The sequence below is a fragment of the Parapedobacter lycopersici genome, from assembly GCF_024643285.1.
Lineage (GTDB): Bacteria > Bacteroidota > Bacteroidia > Sphingobacteriales > Sphingobacteriaceae > Parapedobacter > Parapedobacter lycopersici.
Window position 1 is genome coordinate 194,587 of sequence record NZ_JAMSLW010000004.1, and the last position, 18,070, is coordinate 212,656.

Consider the following 18,070-nt stretch of genomic DNA (forward strand, 5'->3'; position numbering starts at 1 on the left):
ATGAATAAGATAAACACAATTATGCTGGCGCTTTTATTCGCTTCATGTACAGCTGATCAAGCGGACTACGATGCAATGGGTACTTTTGAAGCCGTGGAAACGATTATTTCAGCAGAAGCGAATGGCGTCATTAAAACACTGGAAATCCAAGAAGGACAAGAATTACGCTCAGGGCAGGTAGTCGGCTATATTGATAGCAGCCAACTTGTGTTTCAAAAACACCAGCTTCAATCACAGATGGAAGCAGTGCTCAGTAAAAGACCCGACGTTGCAGCGCAGGTGGCAGCTTTGCAGGCGCAACTCCAGCATGCCATTCGCGAACAGCAGCGGATTTCCAATATGGTTAAGGCCGATGCCGCAACCCCTAAGCAATTGGATGATGCAAGCACACAGGTTGCCATTATTAAACGGCAGATTTCCGCTCAACAGTCGACTTTGGGTATTACATCATCCAGTATTACAAAGGAGGCAGATCCATTAACCGTACAGATTGCGCAATTAGCAGATCTGCTGGCTAAAACCCGTATTGTCAATCCTGTAAACGGCACCGTACTGGTGAAGTATGCTGAGGTCAACGAAATGGCTACGGTGGGCAAACCGCTTTATAAAATTGCTGACCTCTCAACTATTATTCTCCGTGCATATATAACAGGCGTGCAATATCCACAACTTCGACTTAACCAGGAGGTAACTGTTTTGGTGGATGCAGCCGATGGCAAGTACCGCGAATACCGTGGTGTAATTGAATGGATCAGTGACAAGGCTGAGTTTACGCCAAAAACCATTCAAACCAAAGACGAGCGGGAGAATCTGGTATATGCTACAAAAATCCGGATAAAAAATGATGGTTTACTGAAAATAGGCATGTATGGAGAAGTGAAGTTTAGCGGCCCTGACGATGAGCGATAACCGCCATCAATTAAAAGGTAAAATGGTTGAACATTCCGCCAGTGGTGCCGGATCATCTAAAAAATCGTTAAACATGATTGCCGTAAATCACATTTCGAAAACATACAACGGCGGAGCCGTAAAGGCCGTAAACGACGTGTCTTTTACGGTGGACCGGGGAGAATTATTTGGACTCATCGGGCCGGACGGTGCAGGGAAAAGCAGCATTTTCCGTATGCTAACCACGTTATTGCTACCCGACAGCGGCACGGCCACTGTAAACGGCTACAATATCGTAACAAACTATCAGCAGATCAGAAGCAGTGTGGGTTATATGCCGGGCAGATTTTCACTGTATCAGGACTTAAGCATTGAAGAAAATCTCCATTTCTTTGCCACATTATTTAACACGACTGTTGAGGAAAACTATCACCTTATAGCCGATATTTACGTGCAAATCGCTCCTTTCAAGAAACGCCGGGCCGGCAAGTTATCAGGAGGGATGAAACAAAAGCTGGCCCTGTGCTGCGCATTGATACACAAACCTACTGTGCTTTTTCTTGATGAGCCCACCACCGGTGTAGATCCCGTTTCACGCAAGGAGTTCTGGGAGATGCTTGGGCGGCTGAAACGGCAAGGTATTACCATTGTTGTGTCTACACCATATATGGATGAAGCATCGTTATGCGACCGGATCGCATTGATTCAGCAGGGGAAGATCCTTTCCGTTGATACTCCACAGCAGATTATAGCAGCTTACCCGGATCAACTATACGCGGTGAAAGCAGCTGATATGCTACGCCTCGTCCAGATACTACCCACTTTTCGGCCCTCGGTCAATAGTTATTTATTTGGCGAATATATTCATGTGGATGCGCTGGACATAAATGGAGATGGCCTAAAAGATGATCTGATTCGCTTTCTGGACGCTGAAGGGTTTAAAGGAATTGAGGTGATACCGATATCACCTACAATTGAAGACTGTTTTATTAAAATGCTTACGTCATGAACTCCGGAGAAACCGTAATTAAGACAGCAAACCTAACGAAACAATTCGGTGACTTTGTGGCTGTCAACCAAATCTCGTTTGAAGTATACAAGGGAGAAATATTTGGTTTTCTCGGTGCAAACGGTGCCGGTAAGACCACAGCAATGAGGATGCTTTGCGGATTATCCATACCCTCTTCCGGAAACGCTACCGTCGCCGGATTCGACATCTATCGACAACCGGAGCAGATTAAACGCCAAATCGGTTATATGAGCCAGAAGTTTTCATTATATGAAGACCTCACTGTGAAAGAAAACATCCATTTCTTCGGTGGAATATACGGATTGGATAATCAGGAGTTAAAAACGAAAAGTGATGCGTTGATTGCACAACTGGGGTTGCAATCGGAAGCAAAGACGCTGGTCAGGGAGTTACCTCTCGGCTGGAAACAAAAGCTGGCTTTTTCAGTGTCCGTACTACATAAACCGAAGATCGTATTCCTGGATGAACCGACCGGCGGCGTTGATCCGGTGACGCGGAGGCAATTCTGGACGCTGATTTATGAAGCTGCAAGCAACGGAATTACTGTATTTGTTACTACCCATTATATGGATGAAGCAGAATACTGTAATCGCGTCTCCATTATGGTGGACGGAAGTATTGAAGCCTTAGGGACACCCCAGGAGCTAAAAACACAGCTGAATGAAACAACAATGGACGGCGTATTTTATCAACTGGCCCGGGGAGCTAAAAGGGAAGCATAATGGAGCAGTTTATTGCATTCGTAAAAAAAGAATTTTATCATGTACTGCGCGACCGTCGGACATTATTCATTCTGTTTGGCATGCCACTTGCACAAATACTCATCTTTGGATTCGCCTTAACCAATGAAGTCAAAAATGCCCGTATCGCAGTATTCGACCAAGCGAAAGACGAAGCCTCACAGCAGCTGATCAGCCGCATAACAGCCAGCGGTTATTTCGAAATACAGGAAGATGTGATGGACAACTCCCTTATGGAGGATGCGTTCAAATCGGGTAAAATAAAACTGGCTATTATTTTTCCAAGGCATTTTGAAAATGACTTATTCCACCAGCATCACGCACAGATACAGGTGATTGCTGATGCTTCCGATCCCAATACAGCAACCACGCTAACCAGCTATATTTCATCGATCATCCAGGACTATCAGGCTGAGTTAGCCGGAGGTGCTGCGGTGATGCCTTACCAAATTATACCCGAAATCCGCATGTTATATAACCCGCAGCTGAAGGGTGCCCCTAATTTTGTTCCCGGAGTGATGGCGCTGGTGCTTATGCTGGTTTCTGTCATGATGACGGCCATATCCATTGTGCGGGAGAAAGAAACCGGGACGATGGAAGTTTTACTTGTGTCACCGTTTAAACCGACGTGGGTTATTCTGTCCAAAGCCGTTCCATACCTGATTCTATCACTTGTTAATGTACTGACGATTCTCTTGATGAGCGTGTACGTTTTGGACCTGCCAATAGCCGGCAGCTGGGTGCTGCTGTTGGCAGAAAGCACCTTATTCATCATCACTTGCCTGACACTGGGAATCTTCATTTCCATCAAAACTAAATCCCAGCAGGTAGCGATGCTTATTTCACTGATGGGTATGCTATTGCCGACCATTATGTTCAGTGGTTTTATGTTCCCTATTGAGAACATGCCCCTGCCTCTACAGCTGATCTCCAATGTGGTACCGGCCAAATGGTTTTACATCATCATTAAATCGATCATGATCAAAGGGCTCGGTTTCGAAGGAATATGGAAAGAAACCTTAATTCTGATTATGATTACCCTGTTTTTCTTTCTACTCAGCCTGCGAAGTTTTAAAATCCGGCTGGAATAACTGTCAGTAATAAGCTAACCATTACGGAAAACTAAGGGCAACAATATGAAAACCATTAAGTTTTTGCTACAAAAGGAATTCAAGCAGATCTTCAGGAATAAAGCAATCCTGGTGCTAATTATGGTAATGCCAATCGTCCAGTTGATCATTCTACCGCTTGCTGCAGATTACGAAGTAAAAAACATCAACCTTTCCGTCGTAGATCAGGATCATTCACCTTACTCGAGGCAATTGATTTCAACCATCACGGCATCGGGTTATTTTAGGTTACAGGGGTACCATCCGTCGATCCAGGAAGCATATCCGTTGATTGAACAGGACAAATCTGACCTCATATTGGAGATACCCCAAGGGTTTGAACGTAACCTGATCCGCGAAGGCAAACAGCAACTATATATTGCCGTCAATGCTATTAACGGCACAAAAGCTGGTTTAGGTGGAGCCTATCTCACCCGGATTATACGCGATTACAATCAGGATGTCCGGATGGAATGGATCCCGCCTACCCGTTTCCAAGCATCGCCTGCCATTGAAATTGTATCCAGCAACCGCTTCAATCCATTACTGAATTACCAGTTTTTCATGGTACCGGGAATCCTGGCGATTTTACTTACCATGGTAGGCGGTTTTCTGTCCGCATTAAATATCGTAAAGGAGAAAGAAATTGGCACCATTGAGCAGATTAACGTCACGCCGATTAAAAAACACCACTTTATCCTTGGCAAACTCATTCCTTTCTGGGTACTGGGAAACGTAGTGTTTACATTGGGGTTACTGGTATCCTGGCTCGTTTATGGCATCTTTCTGCAAGGCAACCTGCTTGCAATGTATTGTTTTATCTGGGTTTTTCTCTTTGCAATATTAGGGTTCGGCTTGCTGATATCCACTTACACGGATACCCAGCAACAGGCGATGTTTATCATGTTCTTCTTTATGATGGTCTTTATCCTCATGGGTGGCTTATTTACCACAATCGAAAGCATGCCCGGTTGGGCAAAAATGATATCCCGGTTAAACCCGGTAAGTTATCTGATAACGGTAATGCGTATGATTATCTTGAAAGGAAGTGGCTGGATAGACATCCTGCCTCATATGGGGATCATGCTTCTGTTTTCGGGCATCTTAAATGGTTGGGCGATATGGAATTATCGAAAAACCAGCTAATGTCGTGTCGAATGTAATTTAACCGTCATTATTATCGTCTACCCGTAAACGGGATACAAACATTTGAATAAAATTGTACATTTGACCTATATACAAAAAAAGTCAAAACGTCTGTTTCTCATTTCGCCGGTATGTTTTAATTTCAACATCATGCAAACAAAAGGAATCTTATTAAACTACGAAGGCACTGTGGATACCAATGGGCAACATTGGGGTGCCATACTGTGGCACAAGTTTCATAAATACATTACCGGTCTAGAGAAACCAGCATTTACCGGTGCCTATACTTATGCAGAAACGGTCCTGGTCACTGAAAAAATTATCCAGCCTAACCATGTATTTTTTGACGTCCTAGTCCATAAAATTACACAGCAGTTTCATTATTTAACTAAACAGGGTTACCAGCTGGATTACACCGATGTATACGCCATCGCTACAGAGTGCAATGACCTGGCGCTTCGGACACTAAGAAAAACGAAGAGCATATTGGAAAGGTTGTCCCATACCTTTCCAATCGTACTGGTTGCCAATTTTTATGGCAATCTGGATACCGTACTTACCGAATTCAATATCAAACAGTATTTTACGGATATTATCGAAACGGACGGTGCCTCCATGAAATTCCCTACCGAGGGCTATCAAAAAGGAATCAACCGTTTGGGTTATTTACCGGAAGAATGTGTGGCTGTGGGCGATTCGTACCACTTGGACATCCTACCCTCCAAAGCGGCAGGGTGTAAAGTCGTATGGCTTAATGTCATGGGCTGGGAGGAATGGGGCATTGATGAACTGGAGATATCGGATGCTGAAATCGGCGACATCGACCAGCTGCCGGGCATACTTGAAACCTGGAATGCGCAACCCGGATCCACCCTGCATTCGCAGCTGGCGGTGCAATGACAATACCCATTATCATTATCACCCATGGAAGCCCGCCGATAAAAATAAAAATGTGCATATTGCCATTCCAAAGGACATATACACATGAAAGTAAAAAAATATTCCGGTGAGCTTGTTGAGTTCGATGTCGATCGCTTAAAAGGCTCATTGTCAAAATCAGGTGCAACACCGGATGTCGTCAATGAAATCTGGGAATCCATAAAACCCTCGCTCTATGAGGGGATGTCTACGCGGTCGCTTTATAAAATGGCCTTTCGGCTGTTAAAAAGCAAAGCCGATGTCTTTGCAGCCCGATACAGCCTAAAGAAAGCGCTGCGCGACCTCGGCCCCGCCGGCTATTACTTTGAAAAATGGATAGGACGGCTTTTTGAGCATGCGCAATACCAAACCGTTACGGGACAGTTACTGGAGGGGCACGCCGTAAGCCATGAAGTCGATGTGGTGGCGCAAAATGAAACGGAGATGCTGGTGATTGAGTGCAAATTCCGTAATACGGTAGATGCAAAAATCAGCGTAACCACCCCCATGTACTTTCTTTCAAGAGTAAAAGATCTACAGGGCATCGATTTTACCTTCTTTGGCAACACACGGCAATTCACAGCGGGTTGGTTGGTTACCAACGCCTACATGACCACAGATTCCATTCAATTCGCAGCATATTACAACATCAACTTGTTATCCTGGGATTATCCTGTTGAAAACAGCATCAAGCGCCGGGTAGATAATGCGGGGTTATATCCCGTGACTTGTCTCACTACCATTGCAAAAGCGGAAAAGGAACTATTACTGCAAAAAGGGTGTATCTTGGTAAAAGATATTATTGGTCAGCCCGCTTATCTTCAGGCATTGAATCTTACCCCGCGCAAACAGCAACGGGTTTTACAGGAGGCAGTCGAATTGGTGAACCACCATAATCAATAAAAAACATGAGCAACAAATTTCATAAAGAGGAACGTAGTTTTTTACAGGGGGCCCGCGCCAGATGGAAAGAACTTAAATACGTGGGCGGTGTAGTGATGCAGTTTTTAAAAGGATTCCGTACCTTACATTTTATAGGGCCATGTATCACGGTATTTGGCTCAGCCCGCTTTAAGGAAGATCACCCGTACTACGAATTGGCCCGAAGCGTATCCAGGGAGGTCTCTAAACTTGGTTTTGCAATAATGACCGGTGGCGGACCGGGCATTATGGAAGCTGCTAACCGTGGTGCAAAAGAAGCTGGTGGCTTTTCGGTTGGATGTAACATCCTGCTTCCACATGAGCAGGCCCACAACCCATACCTTGACCGCTATGTAACGATGGAATATTTCTTTGTGCGCAAGGAGCTGCTACGCAAATATTCATTTGCTTTTATTGTATTGCCCGGTGGTTTCGGCACATTGGATGAATTCTTTGAAACGCTGACATTAATCCAGACAGGTAAAATTGAACGGTTCCCCATCGTGGTGATGGGTGTGGGATTCCACCAGGATGTCATTGCACACGTCCAGCGGATGATGGATGAAAAAACGATCAGCCCCGAGGACATGGATCTGTTGCTGTTTACGGACTCTGTCGAGGAAGTCGTCAATCACATCCGGAAACATGCTGAGGGCGACCCTTGCATCAAGCTTAATCCACCGCGCAGAGCTTCCTGGTTATTGGGTGAAAAACAGCTAAAGAGAGCCTAAAACCGGCCTGGAATGAAAATCCTATGGAAATACCTGAAGCCACAGCGCAAACACATTTATCTTGCGCTATTACTGGCAGGTATTGCCCAGCTACTCACGATGATCGACCCGCTCATTTTCGGGAAAATCATTGATGATTATGCCAATAATATGCATAATCGGAGCGAACAGGAGTTAGTCCGTGGTGTCGTATTCTGGCTATCCATCGCAATCGGCATTGCACTGCTGGCACGGCTCAGCCGCTCCTTTCAGGATTATGTCATGCGGCTTGCCACACAGCGGTTTGGGATGCAGATTTTCAACGATGGCCTACGACAAACGCTGCGATTATCTTTTCAGGAATACGAAGAGCAGCGAAGTGGCGAAACACTGGCCATATTGCAGAAAGTACGTACCGATACAGAGCGCTTTATCAGCTCCGGCATCAACATTCTATTTTCATCCCTCGTAGGTTTCGGGTTCCTCATCTGGTATGCGGTGACTAAACACTGGGCACTGATTCCAATCTTTCTCATTGGGTTTATCGTCATCGGTTCCATCACAGGAATGTTAAGTCGAAAAATCAAAATCGTACAGCGCAGCATCAACCGCGAAACCACGAAAATGTCAGGTATTATCACGGAGTCATTGCGTAATATCGAATTGGTAAAAAGCCTGGGACTTACATTTCCTGAAATACGACGGATGCGTGGTCATACGCAAACCATATACGAGCTGGAAATGCAGAAGACCCGCCGGGTACGTTTCCTGTCATTCCTCCAGGGCACCACATTGAATCTCCTGCGCCAATCGATTCTCTTCACATTATTGTGGCTGATCTTTCGAGACATCCTCACACCGGGGGAATTGATCGCCATGCAGTTTATTTCGACGGCTATCTTTATGCCTTTGCAGGATATTGGCAACATTATCGTCCAATACCGGGAAGCCGAGGCATCCATTCAGCTATTCGACAACCTCATGAAAAAGCCCATTGAGCAACGACCCGCAGATCCTGTGCCGATTGGATCACTGGAAGAAGTGGTCTTTGATCAGGTGGTTTTCCGGCATAAGTCGGCCGCATACAACGCCATTGACGAAATATCGTTTTATGCAAAAACCGGAGAGACCATCGCTTTTGTCGGTCCGTCGGGATCTGGCAAATCCACGCTGGTCAAATTATTAGTGGGATTGTATCGTCCTGTATCCGGCGAGATTCGGTTTAATGGCATTTCTGCCGAAAAAATCCGGTTTAATGAAATGCGCCGACAGATCGGCTTTGTTACCCAGGACACCCAGCTCTTCGCTGGCACCATTAAAGAAAACCTGCTTTTCGTGAAGCCGGATGCCACCGACGAAGAAATCCGGTCGGCCTTATACAAGGCGAACTGCGATCAGCTATTGGCTCGAAGCAATAAGGATATCGATACGCTGCTCGGTGAAGGGGGACTGAAACTTTCCGGCGGCGAAAAACAACGGATCTCCATTGCACGGGCACTCATCAGAAACCCCCAGCTACTGATTTTTGATGAAGCTACCAGCGCCCTTGACTCGCTTACGGAAGAGGCAATCACCGAAACTGTAAGAAAAATATCCGGGGAACGCGAACAGATTACCATATTGATTGCTCACCGGCTCTCCACCATTATGCACGCCGATCGGATTATTGTACTCGAAAAAGGAAGGATTGTGGAGACCGGAACCCACGATGAGTTAGTTGCTTCAAAAGGTCTATATTATGCCATGTGGCGGCAACAAATCGGTGAAAGAAGGTAGCAGAGGGCTATTCCTATTCCAATCCCAAATTAAATGTTTGCCGCAATAAATCCAGCGTGGGATTTTTGGCAGCCATCGCCTGATATTTCTCCTGAGCCGTATAAGGCTTTCGTACGACATCGCCCTCCAGTTGCACGGGAATCAGGTCAATCGCAAAATTGCGCAGCTTTACCCGCAACTCATTGAGGATGTCAATCTTTGAAGTGTACAGCAATTCCTGTTGAATGGGGTTCTCTACCAATACCTCTATCCGGTAATCCGGCAGCAGTTTCGGCGCATTCGCCGTCATTAACGTGAACAGGTTGATTTTATTTTCAGCTTTCAGCCGGTCGGCAAAGGCATGCCATTGTTGCAGCAGCTCCTCATAGCCAAATGATTCGCGCTGTTCACCACGGCGCAATTCAGGCTCAGCTGCCGTTGCCTCGGCCTCAGCCTGGTCGAGCATCCGATTTAAATCCGGAATCACATGTCCTAATTTAACGTTTCCCCACGAGCCTGTTTCGCCGCTGGGCCGGTCGACATGGGCGGCATCCGGTGCTTTCACAGCATCAACCGATGCTGTGGCAACCGCTACCGCCTGTTGGATTGCCGGTGGTGGTGTCGATATGTCTGGTTGTAACTCCGCTCGGCCCGGCGGAACAACCGTCACGGGCTTATCCGCTCCGTTATCTTGTGGGGGAGTAACGGTGACGCGGGAATCAGGCTTTTTTTTTTCAGCTGGCACTGTCGCAGACGGTGCCGGCTGATGCTGTGCAAGCTGGATCGCCGAAGCAATATGGCACATTTTCAATAATGCAAGTTCCACCTGCAGGCGCTGGTTTTTCGTCGTGCGGTAATTAATCTCACATTGATTGCCTATATTCAGTGCAGACAGCAACACACCTGCCGACACCTGTTGCGCCTGTTGCAGGTACCGCTGCTTAATGGTATCGCTGGTTTCCAGTAGTTTGATTGTCGCCGGTTCTTTAACAACCAGTAGATTACGGAGGTGCGAGGCAAGGCCGCTGATAAAATGGCCGCCATCAAAACCATGTGCTAAAATCTCATCAAGAGCAAGCAGTGCTACCGCAGCATCTTCCTGGATAATGGCATCTGTTACCTTAAAATAATAATCGTAGTCGAGTATATTCAGGTTATCGATAACAGCCTGGTAAGTTAGCGCCTTATTGGAAAAACTAACAATCTGATCAAACATCGACAGTGCGTCGCGCAGGCCACCGTCTGCCTTCTGAGCGATAATATGCAACGCGTCGTCGTCATAGGATACACCTTCCTGTTGCGCAATGGCGGCAAGATGCTGCGCCATATCATCCACCTTAATACGGTTAAAATCAAAGATCTGACAACGGGAAAGAATCGTCGGAAGGATTTTATGCTTTTCCGTGGTAGCCAAAATAAATATAGCATAGGATGGCGGTTCTTCCAATGTCTTCAAAAATGCATTAAACGCCTGCTGCGACAGCATGTGCACCTCATCAATGATGTAGATCTTGTATTTACCGGTCTGCGGTGGTATGCGCACCTGATCAATCAGGCTCCGGATATCGTCTACCGAGTTATTGGACGCCGCATCCAGCTCATGAATGCTGAATGAATTACCATTTTGGAATGCGTTGCAGCTGTTACACTGTCCGCACGCTTCTACATCCGCCGTAAAATGTTCGCAGTTGATTGTTTTGGCTAAAATACGGGCACAGGTAGTCTTTCCTACCCCCCGCGGTCCACAAAATAAAAAAGCCTGCGCAAGCTGTTTATTTTTAATGGCATTTTTAAGCGTACCGGTGATATGTCGCTGGCCAACTACACTATCAAAGGTAACTGGACGGTATTTTCGGGCCGAAACAATAAAATTATCCATCGGTACGAAGATAGGGATTTTTGTGATATTCTTACTTCTGATTTCGGCACTTAACCACGCACCCCTCCGGGTATCCCATCGTCATAAAAACACCAATTTTTTTGGATAATACACCCGAATTACTTTATTTATTTTAAGTTTGCTTACCTAAGAGTACATTTATGCATGTTTACGGAATCAAAAATTGCAACACAGTAAAAAAAGCACTTACCTGGCTGGAGGATGAAGGCATTCCCTTTACGTTCCATGATTTTAAGAAAGAGGGCGTGTCCAGGGAAAAGCTGGAAGCCTGGGAAAAGCAAACCGGGTGGGAGGCTCTGGTCAATAAACGCGGCACCACATGGCGCCAGCTTTCTCCTGTTGAACAACAGGTGGTAGTGGATGCACCATCCGCTAATGCGCTCATGCAAGCAAAAACCAGTGTTATCAAACGACCGGTTATCGAAAGCCCCAACGGCATTATCCTGGGGTTTGACGAAGCAGAATACCGGAACAAACTGAAATAACCAGACGAAGTTAGTCGATAAACTCTTACAAAATGAAGCAATCACTTTTAGTAGGCCTAATTTGCACAATGGCTTGGGTTGTTCCCCATGAGGTGAAATCACAGCAAACAAACAGCAAGTACAATTATACAGAAGCGTTTGATCCATTTTTCTACACACAGAACGGTAATCCATACCGGTCTGCAAGCGGCCAGCCCGGACCTGCGTATTGGCAAAATACAGCAGACTATAAAATTTCGGCACGGCTGAATGAGCAAACACATGAAATAACCGGTAGTATCACCGTTGAATACACCAATAATAGTCCGGATAAATTAGACTTTGTCTGGTTTCAGTTGGACCAAAACATGTTTTCACAACAGGGCCGGGGCCAGCAGATTGTGCCGCTGACCAATAGCCGATACGGCGACTCCATGTCTGATTTCGATGGCGGATATGCCATCAACTCGGTGCAGTTGGGAAACGGCACCGCGGCCAAACACCTCATTAATGACACCCGCATGCAGGTTTTCTTGCCTGAGCCGCTTGCAGCCGATGGTGGAAAAACGACCATCCGTATCGAATACGCTTATACCGTCCCTATGCATGGCGCCGACCGGACCGGTATTCTGGAAACACAGAACGGCAATATATTCGCTATTGCCCAATGGTTCCCCCGTGTAGCTGTATATGACGATGTACTGGGCTGGAATGTACAGCCTTATACCGGGCCCGGTGAGTTTTACCTGGAATATGGCAATTATGAAGTGGACATTACCGCTCCGGCAAACCACATCGTCGTCTTAGGTGGCGAACTCCTCAATCCCGAAGAAGTATACACCCCGACACAGCTGGAGCGACTGGAACGCGCCCGGCAAAGTGACAAAACCGTGCTTATTCGATCGGCCGAAGAGGTTATCAAACCCGATTCGCGTCCGCAGGGAAAGCAGGAGTTGACCTGGAAGTTCAGGCTCGAAAAAGCACATGATGTTGCTTGGGCCTCATCCGCAGCGTTTATCCTCGACGCGGCCAAGATAAACCTGGAGAGCGGGAAGACCGCATTGGCGATGTCGGCATATCCGGTTGAAAGTAATGGAGGAAATGCCTGGGAGCGATCCACAGAATATACAAAAGCGTCCATCGAATTTTATTCCAAAATGCTGATGGAATACCCCTATCCGGTAGCCATCAACGTAGCCGCTGATGTGGGTGGCATGGAATACCCCGCCATCGTATTCTGCGGTTACAAAGCTAAAGGTGCGTCGCTTTGGGGCGTAACAGATCATGAGTTTGGCCATATCTGGTTTCCGATGATTGTCGGAAGCAACGAAAGGTTTCACGCGTGGATGGATGAAGGATTCAATACATTCATAAACACATTATCCACCGAGGCATTCAATGGTGGTGAATATAACCGCCCCATGGGCGATGCCAATCGTTTAGCGCTGATATACACCCGGCCGGATCTTGAGCCCATTATGAGCACACCCCAAAGCATGCAGGAACGCAATATTGGCACCCTGGCCTATCGAAAGCCAGGTTATGGACTTACGTTACTGCGCAACGAAATCCTCGGTCCCGAACGATTCGATCGGGCGTTTAAAACCTACCTGCAATACTGGGCATACAAACACCCGACTCCGGATGATTTTTTCAGGACGATCGAAAACGTTGCAGGGGAAAACCTCAACTGGTTCTGGCGTGGTTGGTTTCAGCATAACTGGCGGTTCGACCAGGGAATCCGAGAAGTTGCGTACCTGGATGGGAATCCGGCCAATGGTGTAATCATTACCATTGATAACCTCGAAAAAATGCCAATGCCAGTAGTACTGGATATCACGACCCAAAACGGTGAGACACACCGCGTGAAACTACCGGTAGAAATATGGGAACGTAATACGTCCTGGACATTCCGGTACCCGTCAACAGAAGCGGTTGTCGCGATACAACTCGATCCGGACAAAGTGTACCCCGACCACAATCCGGCAAACAATCGCTGGCAGGCCAAATAAACGAAGCTCCGCTGCCGGTTCCCCCCTTTACATAGATAACCGGCAGCATGAAACAAAAACGAAACTGTACCGTTACTTGTGTAAGATGCCACAAAATCCAAAAATCCCAGTTACCATCGGCCGGCTGATCCTGATGCAGCTGATACTGGCTGTAACCCTGCTACTACCGGATACCGGGGTGGCACAGCAAACGAACAATACCCTGAACGGCATTGTCCTTAAACTGGATAGCGGTGAACCGCTGCAATATGTGGAAATTACAAATATCAATACCGGAACGGCCACCGAAAGTGATGAAAAAGGAAATTTCAGCATCAAGGCAAGCAAAAATGAACGGCTGCGCTTCGAATACCCGGGATACCGTACCGATACCTTGGTGATCATTGAATTCGACTTAAAACGGGTATACCTGACGCCTGATGGAAGCGCAATCCTGATTGATGAAGTACGAATCGAGGCGCTGTCCGACAACCAGCTGGCAACTGAGATTGAACGTGCGAAACGGGAAGGGCAGATCGCCGAGGCCTCCCAACATCGCGGCGGGATACGGATTTCACCATCCCGTTGGTTTGGACAACGGGGTAAACAGGCTCGTCAGCGCTACGAACTGCTGCTCGCCGAACAGGAAAGAAGAAAAATCGACAGCCGGTTCACCCCGCAACTCATAACCTCTCTTACGCCATTATCCGGGCAGCAGCTTGGATTATACATGACCAAGTACCGGCCGACGGTCGATTTTATTTCTTCGGCAAACGACGAAGCGCTCCGGCTTTACATCATGGACACTTATGCCGCCTTTAAAAAGTTAACGCCGGCAGAGCTTTCTGAAATTAAAGCACCTACGGAAGATCAATAATGAACTCGCTGGAGTTGCAATATGGCTTAATAACTGACAACAACCTGTTTCAACGCTCTACCCGAAAAGAGACTTTACAGATGGCGCCGTAAGAGGCGATCTCTCCGTTTTTTACATGGACTTTAAAGTCCTTTACGAATACCGAATCGATATGATCAACTGTGTTGGACACCTCTCTTACTGCATTTCGCACCGCATCGTCAAAACTTGTGTCGGATGAAGCAATCACTTCAATTACTTTTACAATAGCCATAATCATTACGTTTAAAAATTAGCCATACAAACCCACCTTGGGTTCCATCAGTATAAAGACAAGTGATCAAGTAATTGGTTTTAAAAATTTCCCAAAGGTTGGGAAATCTCCCTTCGAAATTCCAGTTTATATACCGAGGCGGCCGAATATTAAAGCTCACTTAGCCGCTTGCCGATGTAATGGGTAAATCGGCTATGCTTCGGCTCCCCAATCATTTGCCGGGTATAAATGCTATAGTGTCCGGATAATAAATAGGATACGATACAGGCGATTGCAACATAAATACCGCATTCTACACCAAAAAGCTCAATGCCCATAAGCATGCAGGCAAGCGGTGTGTTGGTAGCTCCTGCGAACACCGCTACAAACCCCATACCCGCTAACAGTCCCATCGGCAATGGGATAAAAATTGATAACGCATTACCTAATGCGGCACCGATGAAAAACAGGGGTGTTACTTCGCCGCCTTTGAAACCAGCTGCCAGTGTAACGATGGTAAATACCATCTTCAATACGAAATCATACACAGGTAACTGTTGTTCGAACGATGCCACAATGGTAGGGATGCCTAACCCAATGTACTTCGTGGTACCCACAGCCAAAACAGCGAGGGCAACGATCACTCCCCCGACGAGCGAGCGCAGCGGCAGAAAGCCAATCCATGTTTTGAAGGCGGAACTCACGCTGTGCATCGCCCTGCTGAACAACGCTGCACATACCCCAAATGCAACACCTGCTATGATGGCATAGAGGACGTGCTGGAACGCTATATCGGGAATACCGCCGATCGCATAATGCGTATGTGGCGCATTCCACATCTTCGCCACCGAGTCGGCAAGAATGGCGGATGCAAAGGCCGGAAAAATAGCATCGTACTTAATTCGGCCAATTAAAAAAACCTCCATACCGAAAACCGCACCGGCCAGCGGCGTGCCGAATACGGATCCGAAACCTGCTGCTACTGCTGAGATAATGAGTATCTTTCTTTCGTTGACAGTCAGCCTGAAGGGCCTGCTGAACTGGTCAGCTATAGCTCCGGCCATTTGAAGGGCCGTCCCTTCGCGGCCGGCCGATCCACCGAAAAGATGCGTTGCGATAGTACCGATGTATACCAGTGGAGCCATTTTGAACGGGATGGTATCCCCTGGCCGGTGAATGGCATCAATAAGCAGGTTATTTCCCGCCTCAACGTTCCTGCCCAGGTAATGATAGAGCAGCCCGATGGCCAGGCCACAAAGGGGCAGTAATGTAATCAGCCACAGGTGGCTTTCCCTGGTAGCAGTTGCCCATTCAAGCGAAAACAGGAAACCTGCTGACACACTGCCCACGCAGATACCGATTACAGAACTAATAGCCAGCCACCTAGCAATATAGGGCACGACGGGATGTCTCCTAAAAAAAACGCTGATATGGATTTTGATTCCCCTGGCGAAAGATTTCCGCTGATTTTTTTTTTGCATATCCGTCCTGATTAAACGTGCTTGTTTATCCACTTAACCAGGCGTCATCAGCATCCACTAGGGGAGCGGTTGGGTAAGGAAGAACACCATTTCCTTTTACTGGCGTAAAAGTAAAAATAAAATGTGATTAGGCAATAAGCCGGTTGCTTTTTCATATATGTAGAGGAAATCCACATTTGGCGACGCACCGTTACTTTGGCATTTTAACGGCAGTAAACAGCGACATGAATGCATTACGTCACGGTTTACTGCCGTTATGGAACTAACGATATTAATCCTCCCAGCGACTAAGGTATTTCTCGATATCTTCTTTCGTGACAGTTAGTTCTTCAGGGTATTGGTCAAACCAAGCGCGGAATTCACCCTTGATCTGCTCGCTCCATTTCCCGTGGATCTCTCCCGATGGATATTTTGACTGGCGCAGCAAATAACGCTCAAATTCATCCCGCAAGGCCGTCATCTCTGATGACGCCACCAATCCCCCAACTAAATGTGCAGGAATAAAGACTACCCCATAGTCATTTGCAAACACCACATCTCCTGGAAACACGGTAACTCCTTCAACCCGAATGGGTGCATTAATTGATATGGGTGTCATATCGCGAATGTATGATGGGTCGTGGCCTTTAATCCAGGCATTGAACCCTGCTGTTTCCTTCAGCTCCTGCATATCACGAATTGAGCCGTCAAAGACTACGCCCTTACCTGTTTTTCCGTAAATTGCATTTCCCAAACTCGAACCGATTAGTGTACCGTCTTTCACTTTCCCGAATCCATCTGCTACGTAAACATCCCCTTTGGTCAATATGTCAATCGGCCAAATGTTATTCCCTCCGCTCTGTGAAAGCCCCTCCTTCTGGCCTGCAACCTTTACCAAACTATCAAGGTCAGGGCGCGCAGGCATAAAACGGGCAGTAACAACCCGACCGACCATTGTTTCTCCCGGATTCAGCATTTGCCAATCTTTTGCTACCTGATGATGGTAGCCGCGGCCCCCAAGGTATCCCCAGATCTGCTCCAACGTGCAATGTTCCAATCGTTTCAACATTGCATCCGGAACATGGGGACGTCCATCGGGGAAGCGCTCACCTCGCCATTGTGCAGTTAACGACTGAACGTATTCCGGAGATGTACCAACACTCGGACGCTGACCAAATGCATTGGCCGATAACAATAAGAAACAAAAAACTAAAATGAAATTATTCATCGTTATATGATTTAATAAATGAATGGATTTAACAATAATAGGATAGCACCATGACGCTCATGGTACCCTTATCTTGATTAATATTTTTTTTACCGTATCGTACCCATCGGCTTTAAAAGCAGGGCGATGGATATCCTTAGGTGAAAAGATAAAAAACGTTCCCGGTCCAGCCTCATAATAGTCGCCCCCATCAACAACATACGTTTTCGTATCCTGTCTGTCATTATAAGGAGTTGCCACGCTAGCGTAAGGGTTGTTTACTGAGGTGATCCCCATGAACGTTTTTCCAGTGATTATGTACTGTAAGTCATTGAAATTAGCATGCGTTTCCCAATTAACCTCCCCCCTTTCTTTTGCCGGTCCATCAGCAACGAAGGCGATAACATGATCAGGAACAATGACATATCTTCCAGGTGCAAGTGCAATAAGATCTTCATTTTTCAAGAATTCAAATGCTTTATCCCACCATTCCGGATGCTGATGATACTGGCTACTAAACTCCTGACGATTAATGGATAAATGCGGGGTAAGTTTCAGTCCATTTAACCATTGGTATGTTTCGTACCACGTGGTAACATCCTGCTCCCCCAATTCAACCCTGGCTGATTGTGCAAAAGCACTGGCGCACGTCAATATCATAGCGATTATAGTCATCCTTATCTTTAAGGCAGCTGTTTTTTTCATAGCAATTTTCCTATAAA

Annotated in this window: 17 protein-coding genes and 1 riboswitch; of the genes, 12 read left to right on the forward strand and 5 right to left on the reverse strand. The window is 46.6% G+C overall.

The features are described 5' to 3' along the window. The 9 genes from NEV57_RS10070 to NEV57_RS10110 all read left to right on the forward strand — a co-directional run bounded on the left by NEV57_RS10070 (position 1) and on the right by NEV57_RS10110 (position 9,238). On the forward strand, positions 1 to 909 hold the full coding sequence (locus NEV57_RS10070) for an HlyD family secretion protein (RefSeq protein ID WP_257658197.1): 909 nt from the start codon (positions 1 to 3) through the stop codon (positions 907 to 909). Positions 910 to 931: 22 nt separating this feature from the next. Next, positions 932 to 1,897, forward strand: coding sequence for an ABC transporter ATP-binding protein (locus tag NEV57_RS10075; RefSeq protein ID WP_257658198.1), 966 nt, complete (start codon positions 932 to 934; stop codon positions 1,895 to 1,897). Beyond that, entirely contained in the window at positions 1,894 to 2,640 is a 747-nt protein-coding gene (locus tag NEV57_RS10080; protein WP_257658199.1) for an ABC transporter ATP-binding protein, read from the forward strand. The genes NEV57_RS10075 and NEV57_RS10080 overlap by 4 nt, the downstream gene beginning before the upstream one ends. Next, positions 2,640 to 3,749 (forward strand): ABC transporter permease, encoded by a 1,110-nt coding sequence (locus NEV57_RS10085; RefSeq protein WP_257658200.1) that lies wholly within the window; start codon positions 2,640 to 2,642, stop codon positions 3,747 to 3,749. The genes NEV57_RS10080 and NEV57_RS10085 overlap by 1 nt, the downstream gene beginning before the upstream one ends. Positions 3,750 to 3,794: 45 nt before the next feature. Continuing rightward, complete coding sequence (locus tag NEV57_RS10090; protein ID WP_257658201.1) at positions 3,795 to 4,913, forward strand: ABC transporter permease; 1,119 nt, start codon at positions 3,795 to 3,797, stop codon at positions 4,911 to 4,913. 150 nt (positions 4,914 to 5,063) lie between these two features. After that, positions 5,064 to 5,813: an HAD family hydrolase gene (locus NEV57_RS10095; protein ID WP_257658202.1), complete on the forward strand. Its 750-nt coding sequence runs from the start codon at positions 5,064 to 5,066 to the stop codon at positions 5,811 to 5,813. Between the two features lie 84 nt (positions 5,814 to 5,897). Beyond that, the gene (locus NEV57_RS10100; RefSeq protein WP_257658203.1) at positions 5,898 to 6,734 is read left to right on the forward strand and encodes a restriction endonuclease; all 837 of its coding nucleotides are present in this window, start codon (positions 5,898 to 5,900) and stop codon (positions 6,732 to 6,734) included. Positions 6,735 to 6,739: 5 nt separating this feature from the next. Next, positions 6,740 to 7,483 (forward strand): LOG family protein, encoded by a 744-nt coding sequence (locus NEV57_RS10105; protein WP_257658204.1) that lies wholly within the window; start codon positions 6,740 to 6,742, stop codon positions 7,481 to 7,483. A 12-nt stretch (positions 7,484 to 7,495) separates the two neighbouring features. Then, complete coding sequence (locus tag NEV57_RS10110) at positions 7,496 to 9,238, forward strand: ABC transporter ATP-binding protein (protein WP_257658205.1); 1,743 nt, start codon at positions 7,496 to 7,498, stop codon at positions 9,236 to 9,238. A gap of 13 nt (positions 9,239 to 9,251) precedes the next feature. On the opposite strand, the gene NEV57_RS10115 is transcribed toward NEV57_RS10110, so the two are convergent. Continuing rightward, positions 9,252 to 11,096 carry a DNA polymerase III subunit gamma/tau gene (locus NEV57_RS10115; protein WP_257658206.1) on the reverse strand — a complete coding sequence of 615 codons (1,845 nt, stop codon included), beginning with the start codon at positions 11,094 to 11,096 and terminating at the stop codon, positions 9,252 to 9,254. Positions 11,097 to 11,257: 161 nt separating this feature from the next. Between NEV57_RS10115 and NEV57_RS10120 the strand changes: the two genes are divergently transcribed. From NEV57_RS10120 to NEV57_RS10130, 3 genes are all read left to right on the forward strand, one after another. After that, complete coding sequence (locus NEV57_RS10120) at positions 11,258 to 11,602, forward strand: ArsC family reductase (RefSeq protein WP_257658207.1); 345 nt, start codon at positions 11,258 to 11,260, stop codon at positions 11,600 to 11,602. Between the two features lie 68 nt (positions 11,603 to 11,670). Then, positions 11,671 to 13,593, forward strand: coding sequence for a M1 family metallopeptidase (locus NEV57_RS10125; RefSeq protein WP_257658208.1), 1,923 nt, complete (start codon positions 11,671 to 11,673; stop codon positions 13,591 to 13,593). A gap of 85 nt (positions 13,594 to 13,678) precedes the next feature. Then, the gene (locus NEV57_RS10130) at positions 13,679 to 14,449 is read left to right on the forward strand and encodes a carboxypeptidase-like regulatory domain-containing protein (protein ID WP_257658209.1); all 771 of its coding nucleotides are present in this window, start codon (positions 13,679 to 13,681) and stop codon (positions 14,447 to 14,449) included. 49 nt (positions 14,450 to 14,498) lie between these two features. Here NEV57_RS10130 and NEV57_RS10135 read toward each other — a convergent pair whose 3' ends face one another. The 4 genes from NEV57_RS10135 to NEV57_RS10150 all read right to left on the reverse strand — a co-directional run bounded on the left by NEV57_RS10135 (position 14,499) and on the right by NEV57_RS10150 (position 18,053). Continuing rightward, entirely contained in the window at positions 14,499 to 14,702 is a 204-nt protein-coding gene (locus tag NEV57_RS10135) for a dodecin family protein (protein WP_257658210.1), read from the reverse strand. A gap of 149 nt (positions 14,703 to 14,851) precedes the next feature. Beyond that, positions 14,852 to 16,162: a voltage-gated chloride channel family protein gene (locus tag NEV57_RS10140; RefSeq protein WP_257658211.1), complete on the reverse strand. Its 1,311-nt coding sequence runs from the start codon at positions 16,160 to 16,162 to the stop codon at positions 14,852 to 14,854. Between the two features lie 31 nt (positions 16,163 to 16,193). Continuing rightward, positions 16,194 to 16,265, reverse strand: a riboswitch (Fluoride riboswitch). A gap of 168 nt (positions 16,266 to 16,433) precedes the next feature. Continuing rightward, on the reverse strand, positions 16,434 to 17,369 hold the full coding sequence (locus tag NEV57_RS10145; protein WP_257658212.1) for an RraA family protein: 936 nt from the start codon (positions 17,367 to 17,369) through the stop codon (positions 16,434 to 16,436). A 57-nt stretch (positions 17,370 to 17,426) separates the two neighbouring features. Further along, complete coding sequence (locus tag NEV57_RS10150) at positions 17,427 to 18,053, reverse strand: NanQ anomerase/TabA/YiaL family protein (RefSeq protein WP_257658213.1); 627 nt, start codon at positions 18,051 to 18,053, stop codon at positions 17,427 to 17,429. Positions 18,054 to 18,070: the final 17 nt, after the last annotated feature.